Raw genomic sequence first — 15289 nt, 5'->3', positions numbered from 1 at the left:
TGGGGCAGGATGGACCCATGCTGCACTCCCGTATCGCTGTCACCGGAGCATCCGGACTCATCGGAGCGGCGCTGGTGCGTTCGCTGCGCGCCGACGGGCACGAGGTGGTGCGCCTCGTACGGCACCCCGCGCGGGCCGGCGACGAGGTGGAGTGGGGCCCCGAACGGGGTTACGTCGACGTGGCGGGCCTGGTCGGCTGCGACGCCGTCGTCCACCTGGCCGGGGCCGGGGTCGGCGACCACCGCTGGACGACCGCGTACAAGCGGGAGATCCGGGACAGCCGGGTGCTCGGGACCGCGGCGATCGCGGAGGCCGTCGCCTCGCTGGACGTACCGCCGAAGGTCCTGCTGTCCGGGTCGGCGATCGGCTACTACGGCGACACCGGGGACCGCGCCGTCGACGAGAGCGCCCCGGCCGGCGAGGGCTTCCTGCCGTCCGTCTGCGTGGAGTGGGAGGCCGCCACGGCCGCCGCCGAGGAGGCGGGCGTACGGACGGTGCACGCGCGCACCGGTCTGGTCGTCGGCCGCGGGGGCGGGGCCTGGGGCCGGCTCTTCCCGCTGTTCCGGGCGGGGCTCGGCGGCCGGCTGGGCAACGGACGCCAGTACTGGAGCTTCATCGCGCTGCACGACGAAGTCGCGGCGCTGCGCCACATCCTGGACACCGAGTCGCTGTCGGGCCCGGTGAACCTGACCGGCCCCGACCCGGTCACCAACAGCGAGGTGACGGCCGCCATGGGGCGGGTACTGCACCGCCCCACGCTCTGCACCGCCCCGGCACCGGCCCTGCGTATCGTCCTGGGGGACTTCGCCCAGGAAGTGCTGGCCAGCCAGCGGGTGCTGCCGGGTCAGTTGCTGGACTCGGGCTTCGTGTTCGCCTTCCCCGGGATCGACGCGGCGATCCGCGCGGCGCTGCGCTGAGCCCCGCACCGGCCGGCGCACCCTGCGAGCAGTGCACCCCTTCCGTGTATTCGGGCGGATGTGCGACCCCGTGCAACGGTGCCCCGGGTGCGCGCGACTGCGCCTTCGCCGGCCATCCTCCTACCCTCCTTGCGAACTCGGGCATTCCGGGGGCCTGTCGGGGGCAAGAGCCTCCCAGCAGTTGCGCCGACTCGGGGAGGGGCACGTGCTCAGCTCGGCACACCACGCGGACGTCGTCATCATCGGGGCCGGGATCGCCGGCCTGTCAGCCGCCCACCGATTGACCAGCGCAGGAGTGAGCGTCAGCGTCCTGGAGGCCGGCCCCCGGGTCGGCGGCCGGATGACCACCGCGGAGTTGGACGGCTTCCGGCTCGACCACCTCGGACCGCTCCTCAACACCTCCTGCCCGCAGCTGCGCATGACACCCGGTCTCGAAGGGCTGGTGCTGCGCAGCTTCGCTCCGGGGGTCCTCGTCCACAGCGGGGGACGGCAGTACCGGACCGGCGATGTACGGGGCGCCCGGGGCGCATTCAAAGCAGCGCGCGCCCTCGCAAGCGCCCCCCGGCCTCCGATGGGCGGGCCGATCGACCAGGCCCGGCTGGGCGCCGCCCTGTCCCGGCTCGCCGCCACCCCGTCCGCCCGCATCCTGGCCCGGCCCGAACAGACGGCGCTCGCCGCCCTGTCCCTTCGCGGCCTGCCCTCCCGTACGGTCAACGGCTTCCTGCGCCCGCTGCTCTCCGCGCTGCTCAGCGACCCCGGGCTCAGCACGTCCAGCCGGTGCGCCGATCTCGTCCTGCGCGGCTACGCGCGCGGCAGGCTGTGCGTGCCCGAGGGCGGCGCGGCAACGCTGCCCGAGCTCCTCGCGGCCTCGCTGCCGCCGGGCACCGTACGCACAGGTGTGCATGTCACGGCTGCCGACATCACCTCGGTCCGCACCGAGGAGCACGGCGAACTGGGTTGCCGTTCCCTGCTGGTGGCGACCGGTGCGGGCGCCGCCGCCGCACTGCTGCCCGGTCTGCGGATGCCGTCCTTCCACCCCGTGACGGTCCTTCACCACACCGCCCCCGCTCCCCCGCCGACCGGCGCCGCTCTGCTGCTGGACGCCGACCGCTCGGGCCCGGTCGCGCACACCGCGGTGATGAGCGCGGTCGACCCCTCGCGCGCCCCGCGCGGCCGTACGCTGATCAGCTCGACGGTACTCGGCGCCCCTCCTCCCGAGCTGGACCGCACGGTCCGCACCCATCTCGCCGCTCTGTACGGCACCACCACCGACGACTGGGAGCTGCTGGCCACCCACCACGACCCCGAGGCGGTCCCCGCGATGCCGGCTCCGCACGATCCGCGCCGCCCGGTGCGGCTGCTCGCCGGTCTGTACGTGTGCGGCGACCACCGCGACACCAGCACGGTGGCGGGCGCCCTGGTCTCGGGCCGCCGCGCCGCCGAGGCGATCCTCACCGACCTGGGGGTTCGGCCGGGGAGCGGGAGCGGGACGGCGCTGCCCGAGGCGGCGTAGGGGCCGTCCTGGGCAGTTCGACGGCGCGACCCGGGTTCACCCCAGGGCGGCGACCCGGTCGCGATAGCTCCGTACCGCTGCGGCGTCCCGGTACGGCTCCAGGCGCCGCTCGAAGTCCCGTACGTACTCCGTCGCCCGCACCGACCGCATCTCCGCGGCCTGCTGGGCGGCCTCGACGCCGAGCGCGCACGCCTGATCGAGCTCGCCGAGCCCGAGTCGGGCGGAGGCCAGTACCACCCGGCAGAACAGCCGGCTGCGGGCGTACGCCGGGGAGCGCAGTTGGAGGGAGCGCTCGGCGTGCTGCGCCGCGGCGCGGTACTGCTGGAGGTCACGGTGGCAGTGCCCGAACTCGTCGGCGAGCTGGGCCTCGTCGAAGTACCGCGCCCAGTACGGCACCTCGTCCCCCGGCCTGGCGATCTCCAGCGCGTGTTCGGCCCGCGCCAGCGAGGCGGTGCAGTGCCTGGCCTCGCCGAGCACCCCGTGGCCACGTGCCTCGACGGCGTGCAGCAGGGACTGGACGATGGGCGGCGCCGACGAGCCGATGCCCTGCTGGGCCACCCGGGCCAGCTGCACGGCCTCCCTGCCGTGGCCGAGGTAGACCGCCTGCCGGCTCATGGTGATCAGGACGTAGCTGCCGTAGGCGCGGTCCCCGGCGGCCTGGGCGAGCCGCAGCGCCTGGACGAAGTACCGCTGGGCCAGGCCGTGGGCCGCGATGTCGTACGAGGTCCAGCCCGCCAGCCGGGTCAGGTCGGCGGCGGCGGAGAAGAGCCGGCGCCCGGTGGCCTCCCCGTACGTCCCGCGGAGCATGGGTTCCGCCTCGTGCTCCAGGTACCGGACGAGGGCCTGGCGGGCGTGGCCGCCGCCGTAGGCGTTGTCGAGGGTGCGGAAGAGCTCGCCGACCGAGCGCAGGGCCGCGACGTCGCCGCCGCTGACCCGCTGGCCGGGGCTGCGGTCGGACTGCCGCTGCCGGGGTACACCGGGGGCGCCCGGCAGTCCCGTGCCGCCCGAAAGCGCGGGCGGGCCGGGGGGCGCGGACGGTCCGGAGGGCCGGGAGGGCACGGGCCCACGGGCCCGGCCGCCGACACCGGGCGCCGCCGGGCCGCCGTGCGCCCCGTACGAGCCGTGCGCCCCGGGCACTCCACGCGCCCCGCCGGGGCCGGGGCTGCCGGGCCGCGCGGAACCACCGGCTTCGGCGGCTCCTCTGGCCCCGGTGACCCCACTGGCCCCGACGGACCTGGTGATCCCACCGGCCTCGGTGGCCCCACCGGCCCCGCCGCGCAGCTGGGGCGAGGGCTCGCAGCCCCGGCCCACCCACTCGTCGGCCCGTCCGATCAGCCAGTCCCTGCTGGGGACGACGAGCCCGGCCGGAGTGAAGGCGATCTTGCGGAGCTCCGCATGGCTGCCCGAGTCCTTCCGCCACAGCCCGCTGACGATGTCGACCGCCTCCGCGGGCGTGGCCGCGAACTCCAGGCCCGCGTAGACCGGGGCGCACGCGTCCAGGCCCAGGTCCTGCGCGGAGAGGCGGCGCCCGAGCCGCCGGGTGAAGACCTCGGCGATCAGCGCGGGGGTGGTCCCGCGGGGCTGCTGACCACGCAGCCAGCGGGTCACGGAAGTTTTGTCGTACCGCAGGTCGAGGCCGTGTTCGAGGCCTAGTTGGTCCACCCTTCGGGCGAGGCCTGCATTGGAGAAGCCGGCCTCCGTGATGAGCGAGGCGAGTCGGCGGTTGGGGGTGCGCTGCGGAGGTCGTTCCGACATCTGCTGTACGGTCTCCTGCCTTCGGGGCCGGGCGGGCAGCCCTAATGGAACGGCGCGAATTTAGCGGCCTCCGCAGCGGTCACAGCCACCTTCGCTTCACTTTCATCCGATCGTGTGAGGATTGAATTCGGCGCTGACGGGAGCACCTGCCGGGCCACCGCCCGGGGGCCGGTCGTACAGTGGCCCGGGGCGTGATTCAGTGCATGGTGACGCGGCTCCGGGCATCCCCCGGCTCCCGGCACCGCGAGTAGGAAGGCATCTGTCGTGGCTGAGCTTCGGTTCGTCCGGCTGGGATTCGGCGAGGAAGCCGTCGACTACCAGGAGGCCTGGCAGAAGCAGCGCGAGGTGCACGCGGCCAGATTCGAGGACTCCGTCCCGGACACCTGTCTGCTGCTGGAACACCCGCCCGTCTACACGGCCGGGCGGCGCACGACCGACAGCGAACGCCCACTGGACGGCACCCCCGTCATCGACGTGGACCGCGGCGGCAAGATCACCTGGCACGGCCCCGGGCAGCTGGTCGGCTACCCGATCCAGAAGCTGCCCCGCCCGGTGGACGTCGTCGCGCACGTGCGCCGGCTGGAGGAGGCGCTGATCCGTACCGCCGCCGAGTTCGGCGTGGAGACCACCCGGGTCGAGGGCCGCAGCGGCGTCTGGGTGCTCGGCGACCCGGTCGAGGAGCGCCCGGCCGTCGGCGGACTCTCCCTGGACTTCGACCCGCGGCTGCACGACGAGGAGTTCGACGCCCGGCTGAACGGCCCCGAGTACGCCCCGTCCAACGCCGGCCAGCGCCGCGAGGACCGCAAGCTGGCGGCGATCGGCATCCGGGTGGCGAAGGGCGTGACCATGCACGGCTTCTCCTTCAACGTGAACCCGGACAACACCTGGTTCGACCGGATCGTGCCGTGCGGCATCCGGGACGCGGGCGTCACCTCGCTGGCGTACGAGCTCGGCCGCGACATCACCATCGCGGACGTGCTCCCGGTCGTCGAGAAGCACCTCACGGACATCCTGGAGAACGCCGAGCTCGCCCCGCGCACCATCGGGTGCACGGACGACGCCGTGGCCACGGCGTGACGCCCGGAGCACCTCTCCGGGAATAGGCCCTGTCGGCCACAGGTTGGGCAGAGGTAAAGCCGTTTGAACCACGGGCGTACCCTGGTGTTCGCCGAAGAATCCAATGCAGTGAAAGCAAAGGGGAGTGCCGGAGTGTCCGCTGTCGCACCCGACGGGCGCAAGATGCTGCGCCTTGAGGTCCGGAACAGCCAGACCCCCATCGAGCGCAAGCCCGAGTGGATCAAGACCCGGGCGAAGATGGGCCCCGAGTACAACCAGCTGCAGAAACTCGTGAAGAGCGAGGGTCTGCACACGGTGTGCCAGGAGGCCGGCTGCCCCAACATCTTCGAGTGCTGGGAGGACCGCGAGGCCACCTTCCTCATCGGTGGTGACCAGTGCACCCGGCGCTGTGACTTCTGCCAGATCGACACGGGCAAGCCGCAGGCGCTGGACCGGGACGAGCCCCGCCGCGTCGGCGAGTCGGTCGTCACGATGGACCTGAACTACGCCACCATCACCGGCGTCGCGCGCGACGACCTGGAGGACGGCGGTGCCTGGCTGTACGCGGAGACCGTGCGCCAGATCCACGCACTGACCGCGGAGCGGGAGGCCGGCCGCACCAAGGTCGAGCTGCTGGTCCCCGACTTCAACGCGCAGCCCGAGCAGCTCGCCGAGGTCTTCTCCGCGCGCCCCGAGGTGCTCGCGCACAACGTCGAGACGGTGCCGCGGATCTTCAAGCGGATCCGCCCCGGCTTCCGCTACGAGCGCTCCCTCGAGGTCATCACGCGGGCCCGCGAGGCCGGACTGGTGACCAAGTCCAACCTGATCCTCGGCATGGGCGAGACCCGCGAGGAGGTCAGCGAGGCGCTCCAGGACCTGTACGACGCGGGCTGCGAGCTCATCACCATCACTCAGTACCTGCGGCCGTCCGTGCGCCACCACCCGGTCGAGCGCTGGGTGAAGCCGCAGGAGTTCGTGGAGCTGAAGGAGGAGGCCGACGAGATCGGCTACTCCGGCGTGATGTCCGGGCCGCTGGTCCGTTCCTCGTACCGCGCGGGCCGCCTCTTCCAGCAGGCGATCGAGCGCCGCGGCGCCGTCGCGGCGGCGCCCACCGTGTGAATCCGAGCACAAGAAGCTACCGCTCGGTAATAGCTGTTTCGAAGCGGCCCGTACGCTCCCCGCCGGTCGGGGGCGCGTATGGGCCGCTTCGGCGTGCGCGGCGCCCGTATCAAGGTTTCATTGGTGTTTGACCGACCGGTCATGCGCTGGTAACACCGAGCAGTGACGCTGGGTGCACACGGCGCGGTGGCCGGCAGCAGCCGTCCGGGCCGCTGCCGCCCCGCTTCCCGCACCCCAGCGCACGCCACCTACTCCGCGCAACGCAGTCCCGGGCACTTCGCCCCGGGCAGCTGAGTCCACGCAACTCAGTCCGCACATCCGCTCCGAGGAGATTTCCACGATGCAGGCCGTGCCGGTACGCGCCACCGCCATCCCTTCCGTCACCGATGCTCTCCGCGCCGTCGAGTCGCTGGTCCTGGGCAGCGGCCAGCGCACCGCCCGCCGCAACGCCTGGACCGCCGTCCTGGAGGACCGGCGGCGGGCCAAGGACAGGGTCGAGGCCGAGCACGTACTGGAGGCCGCGGCCGACCACCGTTCCTAGGCCACGTAAACTTCTTCGCATGGCGAGGAAGGCAAAAACTGAAGGCGCGGACAGCGCCGAGAACGCGGGGCGGCTCAAGCAGATCGCCCTGACCTACAAGATGGCCAAGCGGTCCGACCCGAAGGTCGGCCTTGTCGTCGCGGGCGTGGGAATTGTCACCTTCGGTGTCCTCCTCGGAGTCGGCTTCCTGATCGGCCACCCGGTCTATCTGGGCATCCTGGGCTTCGTCGTGGCCCTCCTCGCGATGGCGATCGTCTTCGGACGGCGTGCCGAGCGTGCCGCCTTCGGGCAGATGGAGGGGCAGCCGGGTGCCGCGGCGGCGGTGCTGGACCGTGTGGGCCGCGGCTGGACCACGACGCCCGCGGTCGCGATGAACCGCAGCCAGGACGTCATCCACCGCTCCGTCGGCAAGGCGGGCATCGTGCTGGTCGGCGAGGGCAACGCGAGCCGCGTGAAGCTGCTGCTCGCGGCCGAGAAGAAGAAGATGGCGCGCATCCTGGTCGACGTACCGGTGCACGACTTCATCGTCGGCAACGACGAGGGCCAGGTGCCGCTCAAGAAGCTGCGCACCAAGATGCTGAAGCTGCCGCGCGTCCTCACCGGCCCGCAGGTGACGGCCGCCAACGACCGGCTGCGCGCGATGGGTGACCTGATGAGCAACATGCCGCTGCCGAAGGGACCCATGCCCAAGGGCATGCGGATGCCGCGCGGCGGAAAGATGCGCTGACGCCGGCCACCCGAAGAGGCGTCGGACGTACGAAGAGACGTCGGACGTACGAAGAGGCGGGGTGCGAACCGGATCGGTTCGCACCCCGCCTCTTCGTCTGCCTCTTTGCCCGTTCGCCTCTTCGCCTCGGGTGCGGGGCCCGGTCCTGGATTCCTAGATACGGACCTGGACGGCGCGGGCGAGCCGGTCGTGCAGGCCGCGGCCGTCGCGGTCCCAGACGAGGGCCGGGATCACCAGGCACAGCAGCACGCTCCGGACGATCACCCGCCCGAACGCCAGCCGGCCGCCGTTCTCGGCGACGACTCTGAGGCCCAGGATGCGCTTGCCCGGCGTACAGCCGATGGTCCCGACGGTGAGCACGCTCAGTACGAGGAAGATGCCCACGGCCCAGTTTCCGGCCGCCTGCTGGTCACCGTGAGCAAACAGCCCGTTTGCGATCAGCAGGCACAGGGCCCAGTCGATGAAGATCGCGCCGAACCGCCGGCCGAGCGGTGCCACGGAACCGGGCCCCTGCTCGGGCAGGCCGAGCCGCTTGCCCCGGTAGCCGAAGTCGGCCCCCATCTCCTCGGCGGCCGCGCGCGGCCCGGAGAGCCACGATCCGATTGCTTGCCTGTTGTCCACCCGAACACGGTACTGCGCCAGCCTTCCGAACCGGCCGGGCGGGTGCCGCTACAGGCCCCCGGAACGGCCGGATCACGGGCCCATAACCGGTCGTGAGGCGCCGGTCACACCCGGCTCGGTTAACTTCTGCGAAACAAATGGGTCATGCTTGAGAAATCCGGTCTGCCTATGGTCGGGTCCAGCGTGTGCCACCGCACCGGCCGCACCACGAGCCACAACCCCGTCCCTCCGGGCCGGGAGTAGGAGGAGTTGGATGTTCCAGAACGCCGACGACGCGAAGAAGTACATCGCCGACAATGACGTCAAGTTCATCGATGTCCGGTTCTGTGACCTGCCCGGTGTGATGCAGCACGTCACCGTCCCGGCGGCGACCTTCGACCCGGCCGAGGAGCTTGCCTTCGACGGCTCGTCGATCCGCGGCTTCCAGGCCATCCACGAGTCCGACATGGCGCTGCGCGCAGACCTGTCGACCGCCCGTGTCGACCCTTTCCGCCGCGACAAGACCATCAACATCAACTTCTTCATCCACGACCCGATCACCGGCGAGCAGTACAGCCGTGACCCGCGGAACGTGGCCAGGAAGGCCGAGGCGTACCTCACCTCCACCGGCATCGCCGACACCGCGTACTTCGGTCCCGAGGCCGAGTTCTACGTCTTCGACAACGTCCGTTTCCAGACGTCGGCGAACGAGAGCTTCTACCACATCGACTCCGAGGCCGGAGCCTGGAACACCGGTGCGATCGAGAACAACCGCGGCTACAAGGTCCGCTACAAGGGCGGTTACTTCCCGGTCCCGCCGGTCGACCACTTCGCCGACCTGCGTGCCGAGATGTCCCTGGAGCTGGAGAACAGCGGCCTGCAGATCGAGCGCCAGCACCACGAGGTCGGCACCGCCGGCCAGGCCGAGATCAACTACAAGTTCAACACGCTGCTCGCCGCGGCCGACGACCTGATGCTCTTCAAGTACATCGTGAAGAACGTCGCCTGGCGCAACGGCAAGACCGCGACCTTCATGCCGAAGCCGATCTTCGGCGACAACGGCTCGGGCATGCACGTCCACCAGTCCCTGTGGGCCGGCGGCGACCCGCTGTTCTACGACGAGCAGGGCTACGCGGGCCTCTCGGACCTCGCCCGCTACTACATCGGCGGCATCCTCAAGCACGCCCCGTCGCTGCTGGCGTTCACCAACCCGACGGTGAACTCCTACCACCGCCTGGTCCCCGGCTTCGAGGCCCCGGTCAACATGGTGTACTCGCAGCGCAACCGCTCGGCCGCGATGCGTATCCCGATCACGGGTTCCAACCCGAAGGCCAAGCGCGTCGAGTTCCGCGCCCCGGACCCGTCGTCCAACCCGTACCTGGCCTTCTCCGCGCTGCTGATGGCGGGCCTCGACGGCATCAAGAACAAGATCGAGCCCGCCGAGCCGATCGACAAGGACCTGTACGAGCTGGCTCCCGAGGAGCACGCGAACGTCCAGCAGGTCCCGACCTCGCTCCCGGCCGTCCTGGACGCGCTGGAGGCGGACAACGAGTACCTCCAGGCCGGTGGCGTCTTCACGTCGGACCTGATCGAGACCTGGATCGACTACAAGCGCACCAACGAGATCGCCCCGATCCAGCTGCGCCCGCACCCGCACGAGTTCGAGCTGTACTTCGACCTCTAGGAGACGGGGTTGGCCGAGCCGGCCCCAGGGCTCGGAAATGGGATCAACTTGATCTCACAAACAGCAGCGAGGGCCGCTGCCCCATACCTCGGGGCAGCGGCTCTCGTCATGTCACTAATCGCTCGCCGGGCTACAGGTTCGTCGGCATGGTGCTAGCCGTTGTCGGCGTCTGGCCCGTCGTTGTCGGCGTCGTGGACGTACCCGTCGTGGACGTACCCGCAGGCGGCTGACCTGCCGGCGGCTGGCCCGCAGGCGGCTGGCCCGCAGGCGGCTGACCTGCCGGCGGCTGACCTGCCGGCGGCTGGCCCGCAGGAACCGTGTTACCACTGCCCGCGGTGACGGAGCCACCGACGGTGGAACCAATGACTTGGTTCAGGTTGTTGATTGTCTGATTGCTGACTTGGTTTATCACCGTCTGCGACAGACCGAGGCTTCTCCCCGTGGCTTGCACGGCCGCCGCGCTCTGCGCCGCCGCCTGTTGCGGGGTGGCACCCCTGCTTATCGCCGCTCGTGCTGCGTTCGTTCCGGCAGCCGCAGCAGCGGCTGCACCTCCGGCCGATGATTCCCCTCCGGCGCAGGCCACAGAGCCCACGGCGACGCTACCTGTGCCCGTTACAGCGAACGGTCCTATACGACCGTCAGCACCGGGGCGCAGCGTCATCCCCCCGGGGGAGACTGTGAAGGTCGCGTTGGGGTCGAAGTTCTCCCCTGTCAAGGTGTTTGCCACTACCCGACACGTCTGTGCCGGGGCAGCGGAAGCAGGCGCGACAGCGGTCGCAGCCAGACCCCCGACAAGCGCCACTGTCGCGGCAGAACTCAGGACGACTTTTCCTCTCACGGTTTTCCCCTTTCGGGCACTGTGCTTTCTTGCCGTTCCAGTCAGGTGTCATCGTGAGCCGCAGGCCATGGCCACGGCGTGACTCCGGCGTGACGCCGACGCGATGACGGGACTGGCAGCAGCAACTCCGGGTGGAATCCCGGAGCCTCGTCATCCACCTTGCGCGTTCTCCTTGCGGTTGTCGCGCCGAAAGAATTTCCGGATTCAAGCAGTGATGACTGAAGAGTTTCTGAGACAGGTGCCGCACGAGACGCACTCCGGAGAACCTGACGCAGTTGAACGAGACGAACCGGCAGCAGACCGGGCCGAACGATACGATGGTGGTCAATGCCCAGTTCTCGTTCTACGAGAATCGTCCCCGTCGAGTCATGATGCTGGGGCCGCTGAAGCCCCAGCACGCTGATGGGGCACTCCAGTTCACCTCGAGCCTTTGGGCTGATGAACATGACGAAGACAACCTTGCGGAAAATCCGTGTCGCAGCGGCGGCTTCCTTTTTGGCGGCCGGCGTCCTGGGTGCATCAGCGAGTTCCTCCATTGCCTCGCAGCAGAATTCCCAGGTCGCGCCGTCGGTGCTCAAGTGCTACACACTCATTGACGATCCGAGCGAGATCGTTTGCTATCAGCTTTCGCAGCGGGCTCTGAATACGGGCAGCCAGATCGTGTTCTTCCCCTTCCTCATCCAGGTGCCCACGCCTTCGAATCCCCCGGCTCCGGTCATCGTGAATGTTCTGCCTCCGGATCTACCTCCAGGGGTTCCCTTCAACAGCACGCGATAGTCGTCGGCACGCGACAGTCGCTCCAGTCGCAACTGGCTGAGACCGCCTTGGCGTGCGCCCACGGCGGGCCGAGGAGCGCTGTCGCGGAGCGATCAGTGCCGCAGGGCGTTTGCCACGTCTGCCTTGACGTCTCCGGACAGCTTGCGGTTGCTGCGGGCCGTGGCGTCCTTGGACGCCTTGGGGCCGACGCCGTCGACTGTCACCACGACCGTGTCGAGCAAATTACCGCTCGCGTCATCGAAGTTGACCTGCACCGCGTACGACTTCGCCGAGTCGGAGCTGTTCTTCACGGTGACCTTCACCATGACGCGGCCGTCGCCGTCGGTGCTCGGCTTGCCCAGCGTGACGTCGCCCTTGGCGTTCACGCCGTTCTTGAAGTTGTTCAGCTTCTCGCCCGCGGAGGCCGTCGCCGATGCCAGCACCTCGGCGCCCCGGGACGCCGCCGACGCTGCGGCGGACGCGGCCTTGGACGCCGTACTGGAGGCGCTGCCGCCGTCGTCGGAGCAGGCGGCAGCCGTGGACATCACGGTCGCCGTCAGCAGTACGGCCCACAGACCTCGCGCGGCTTTCCTCGTCATCGTGCCTCCCAGCACTCGCCACTTCCCCCCTCCTTCGCCCATCGCTTCAGTCAAAGGGGCGGCGGCGCGGGCCGCATGCGGTGTATGCCGGACGGGTGAGCGCGGGGGTGGCGGCGATTCGCGGTGCGGCACGGGGCGGACGAGGCTGGGGGCATGAGCGACCAGAGGCCGGGCGGTGCCCCGGTGACGTCCCGCTGCCCGTGCGTGGCCGTCCCGTACGTGGCCGTGTCCCCGGGCCGCGGAGGGCTCGGGGACACGGTCATCGGGTGCTCCGGCCGTCAGCGGCCGTTGCGGATCAGGGCGCGGACCATGCGGCAGGTCGTGTCGGACGGAGGGTGGATACCGATGCTCTCGGCAGTCGCGCATATCCTGTCGTTGGTCGCGGTCGACGGGTAGTAGACGCCCGTGTCGAGCAGGGCGATCGCCAGGCGCATGGCCTTCAGACGGCGGTTGTGGGAGATGTACCACTCGCGGGGCCGGCCCGCGGGGAGCGGCTTCTTCATCAGGGGCTTGTGCAGCGGCTCGGTCGTGACTGCGGCAACGGCCATGGGCAACCTCCTGGCATGGTTGTGGAACCCTCACCAACTGCCCTTATTTTACTGCCCGGCACTGACAATCGGAGCTGGCCAGAAGGGCTTTCGGGCCGTCCCTCGCGTACCTTTGGCCCCATGGAGATCTGGATCAATCCCGCCTGTTCCAAGTGCCGCAGTGCGGTGCAGTTGCTCGATGCGGAGGGTGCCGAATACACCGTGCGCCGTTATCTGGAGGACGTGCCGTCGCCGGACGAGATCCGGGCCGTGCTCGACCGGCTCGGGCTGGAACCGTGGGACATCACGCGCACGCAGGAAGCCGATGCGAAGGAGCTCGGGCTCAAGGAGTGGCCGCGCGAGGCCGGTTCGCGTGAGCGGTGGATCTCGGCCCTCGCCGAGCACCCGAAGCTCATCCAGCGGCCGATCATCACCGCGGACGACGGAACCGCCGTCGTGGCGCGCACGGACGAGGCGGTACGCGACGCGTTGGAACGCTGAGCGTCCACGGGCGGCCCGTGCGACGGCCCCACGACCATGCGCCCGAGGCCGGGGTCGGCTGGAGCTCCGCCGGACGCCGGTATGGCGGGCGCGGCGGCGGAACCGTTACCGATCTACGCCCTCGTCTGCTTCTCCGCCTCCGCCAGCAGCTCCGTCAGGCGCAGCCCGAACCGTACGTCGCAGGGGTGCGGGTCACCCGTACGCACCGAGTGGATCAGCGCGTCGACCGCCGCCCGGAAACCGCCGACCGGGTCGGTCCACCGCGGCAGGGTGGCCCTTCCCTGTTCGCCCCTGAGCTCGATCTCCGTGCCGGCCGCGCCCACGGGCGCGCCCAGTGCGAGCGTCACCGTGCTGGACGCGCCGGAGGAGTGGCGCAGGACGAGATGTGTGGTGTCGGACGGGCCACGGGCCGCGGTCAGCCGGGTCACGTCGCCCAGCACCGGGATCAGGACCGACAGGGCGTGGGGGCCGATGTCCCACAGGCCGCCCTTCTCGCGGCGCCACGGCGAGGCGGCGTACTCGTTGGTCGTGCCCGGGGCGAACAGTGCCCCGATCCACTCGGCACGGGCGGTGAACCAGCCGTCCACGGCGGCCTGTTCGTCGATCCAGGCGGAAGTCTCGGCCGTGAACCGCAGGGTGCAGAAGACGACGGAGGCGACCCCGCTCTGCTCGGCGGCCCGGACGACCTCGCGGGCGCCCGCGACGGTGGTCGCGACCGGCTTGTCCAGCAACAGATGACGGCCGGTGGCCGCGGCGCGGGCGGCGAGCGGGGCCTGGACGTCCGGCGGCAGGGCGAACGCGACGGCGTCGCTGGCGGCGAAGAGTTCGTCGATGCCCGCCTCGCCGCTGTACGCCGTGGTGCCATGCGCGGCGGCCAACTCCTGTGCGGCCTCGGGGCGGCGGCCCCAGACACCGCTCAGTACGACGCCGGGGTGGGCGGCGAGGGCGGGGGCCTGGGTGTTCCGGGCCCAGGGGCCCGTACCGACGAGGCCGATGCGCAGGGGGGTCGGGGGAAGTGTCGTCATGGGGCAAGTCTGCCGGGTCGGCCGGGCCTGCCTCGTATTGAGTTGGCGCGGGGCGCTGTCGATGGCTACGTTTGCGGGGCCGGCCGCGGGACTCCGGCTGCGACTTCCGGGACTTGCCTCTGAAGCACTGATTTCGCTGTTCGCGCCCCCATTCCCCGGCCGGCGCTCCGTCCGGGCGTACGGCGGCGCGCGACTCCACGGGGGAACCATGACCACCAGCACCGGAACCGACGCCGGCCTCGTGGCCGCCGAGGACGTGCTGCTCTTCGTCAACGCCGCGATCACCGCGACCGGGCAGCGCGAGTTCCGCTCGACCGCGTATCAGCAGCAGCTCTCGCTGGACTTCCTCCACGAGTACGTACGGGTCAACTACCGCCGGGTGTACGCCGCCGCGCTCGCCCTGGACATCAACGACCACAATGCCGCGCTCATCGTCCGGGGCCTGCTGGAGCACGCCGCCGACGCGAGCGCCGAGGAGAAGCGCACCGAGGGCCGGCTGATCGCCGCCCGGCTGGCGAAGCTTCCGCCGCAGCGCGTGTACCGGATGTTCCGGGCGCTGCGCGCGGCCGGGGTGAACAACCGGCGCACCCGCGCGATCATGCGGGAATGGCTGACCGCCCGTCCCGACCCGGCGCACGACGCGGTGAAGTACCGCTCCGGGCTGAAGACCGCCGCCCGCCATGTCCACCTCCGGTTCGACGGGACCGGAGGTGCGGGCGAGACGGGGGACTTCCTGTTCCGGCCGGGACACCGGACCAGCTACCGGCACGGCCTGCTCGACGCCTGGCGGCGCGCCCACTACGAGCAGGGGGCCGTCGAGGAGCTGCCGTTCACCGTCGCCGAGGGCTTCGCCGCCCGGCGCGGGATGAAGCGTGAGGTGTTCCTGGAGCGGATGGCACCGCGGATGACCCGGCTGGAGCGGCTGCGGACCCTGGGGCAGCGCGGTGCCGGAGACGACGCGCGGCTGCCCGCGGATGTGGACCTGACCGTGATGCCGCTGACCCGGCTCGCCCTGTACGTCCTGTCGCTCGGCTTCGAGCCCGAGGGCTCATCGAGGTCGTCGAGGAGTCTGGAGATGCGGTCGGCGATCCGCTGGTGTCGTTCGATCTCGCGTGCCCAGCCGCGGGCCTC

General features: G+C 70.8%; 14 protein-coding genes and 1 pseudogene. 10 read left to right on the top strand and 5 right to left on the bottom strand.

What is annotated here, in order from left to right:
- Positions 1 to 17 precede the first annotated feature (17 nt).
- Together ACWCQ6_RS14980 and ACWCQ6_RS14975 are read left to right on the top strand one after the other, a co-directional pair.
- Complete coding sequence (locus ACWCQ6_RS14980) at positions 18 to 917, top strand: TIGR01777 family oxidoreductase (protein WP_451089155.1); 900 nt, start codon at positions 18 to 20, stop codon at positions 915 to 917.
- Positions 918 to 1122: 205 nt separating this feature from the next.
- On the top strand, positions 1123 to 2430 hold the full coding sequence (locus tag ACWCQ6_RS14975; protein ID WP_451089153.1) for an NAD(P)/FAD-dependent oxidoreductase: 1308 nt from the start codon (positions 1123 to 1125) through the stop codon (positions 2428 to 2430).
- Between the two features lie 36 nt (positions 2431 to 2466).
- Here the strand turns inward: ACWCQ6_RS14975 and ACWCQ6_RS14970 are convergent, their stop codons facing one another.
- Positions 2467 to 4185: a regulator gene (locus ACWCQ6_RS14970; RefSeq protein WP_451089151.1), complete on the bottom strand. Its 1719-nt coding sequence runs from the start codon at positions 4183 to 4185 to the stop codon at positions 2467 to 2469.
- Positions 4186 to 4449: 264 nt separating this feature from the next.
- Here ACWCQ6_RS14970 and lipB point away from each other — a divergent pair, with 264 nt between their 5' ends.
- From lipB to ACWCQ6_RS14950, 4 genes are all read left to right on the top strand, one after another.
- Positions 4450 to 5262: a lipoyl(octanoyl) transferase LipB gene (gene lipB, locus ACWCQ6_RS14965; protein WP_451089149.1), complete on the top strand. Its 813-nt coding sequence runs from the start codon at positions 4450 to 4452 to the stop codon at positions 5260 to 5262.
- 132 nt (positions 5263 to 5394) lie between these two features.
- Positions 5395 to 6360, top strand: coding sequence for a lipoyl synthase (lipA, locus tag ACWCQ6_RS14960; protein ID WP_451089147.1), 966 nt, complete (start codon positions 5395 to 5397; stop codon positions 6358 to 6360).
- A gap of 340 nt (positions 6361 to 6700) precedes the next feature.
- Positions 6701 to 6901 (top strand): SCO2195 family GlnR-regulated protein, encoded by a 201-nt coding sequence (locus ACWCQ6_RS14955; RefSeq protein WP_451089145.1) that lies wholly within the window; start codon positions 6701 to 6703, stop codon positions 6899 to 6901.
- A 19-nt stretch (positions 6902 to 6920) separates the two neighbouring features.
- The gene (locus tag ACWCQ6_RS14950; protein ID WP_451089143.1) at positions 6921 to 7628 is read left to right on the top strand and encodes a DUF4191 domain-containing protein; all 708 of its coding nucleotides are present in this window, start codon (positions 6921 to 6923) and stop codon (positions 7626 to 7628) included.
- Positions 7629 to 7781: 153 nt separating this feature from the next.
- Here the strand turns inward: ACWCQ6_RS14950 and ACWCQ6_RS14945 are convergent, their stop codons facing one another.
- Complete coding sequence (locus ACWCQ6_RS14945; RefSeq protein WP_451089141.1) at positions 7782 to 8249, bottom strand: RDD family protein; 468 nt, start codon at positions 8247 to 8249, stop codon at positions 7782 to 7784.
- Positions 8250 to 8502: 253 nt separating this feature from the next.
- On the opposite strand from ACWCQ6_RS14945, the gene glnA reads away from it, so the two are divergent.
- Positions 8503 to 9912, top strand: a complete 1410-nt coding sequence (gene glnA / locus ACWCQ6_RS14940; RefSeq protein WP_451089139.1) for a type I glutamate--ammonia ligase — start codon at positions 8503 to 8505, stop codon at positions 9910 to 9912.
- A gap of 1276 nt (positions 9913 to 11188) precedes the next feature.
- Positions 11189 to 11527: a hypothetical protein gene (locus tag ACWCQ6_RS14935; RefSeq protein ID WP_451089137.1), complete on the top strand. Its 339-nt coding sequence runs from the start codon at positions 11189 to 11191 to the stop codon at positions 11525 to 11527.
- Between the two features lie 92 nt (positions 11528 to 11619).
- On the opposite strand, the gene ACWCQ6_RS14930 is transcribed toward ACWCQ6_RS14935, so the two are convergent.
- Positions 11620 to 12105, bottom strand: coding sequence for a hypothetical protein (locus ACWCQ6_RS14930; protein WP_451089135.1), 486 nt, complete (start codon positions 12103 to 12105; stop codon positions 11620 to 11622).
- Positions 12106 to 12383: 278 nt separating this feature from the next.
- On the bottom strand, positions 12384 to 12653 hold the full coding sequence (locus ACWCQ6_RS14925) for a hypothetical protein (RefSeq protein WP_451089133.1): 270 nt from the start codon (positions 12651 to 12653) through the stop codon (positions 12384 to 12386).
- A gap of 120 nt (positions 12654 to 12773) precedes the next feature.
- Between ACWCQ6_RS14925 and ACWCQ6_RS14920 the strand changes: the two genes are divergently transcribed.
- Positions 12774 to 13133, top strand: coding sequence for an arsenate reductase family protein (locus tag ACWCQ6_RS14920; RefSeq protein WP_326765197.1), 360 nt, complete (start codon positions 12774 to 12776; stop codon positions 13131 to 13133).
- Positions 13134 to 13246: 113 nt separating this feature from the next.
- Here ACWCQ6_RS14920 and ACWCQ6_RS14915 read toward each other — a convergent pair whose 3' ends face one another.
- Positions 13247 to 14158 (bottom strand): Gfo/Idh/MocA family protein, encoded by a 912-nt coding sequence (locus ACWCQ6_RS14915; protein WP_451089131.1) that lies wholly within the window; start codon positions 14156 to 14158, stop codon positions 13247 to 13249.
- Between the two features lie 208 nt (positions 14159 to 14366).
- Here ACWCQ6_RS14915 and ACWCQ6_RS14910 point away from each other — a divergent pair.
- Positions 14367 to 15289 (top strand): annotated as a pseudogene (locus tag ACWCQ6_RS14910) (hypothetical protein); the annotation flags it as partial.

This window comes from Streptomyces sp. NPDC001880, assembly GCF_053594575.1.
This window is presented reverse-complemented; position numbering and strand designations above follow the sequence as displayed.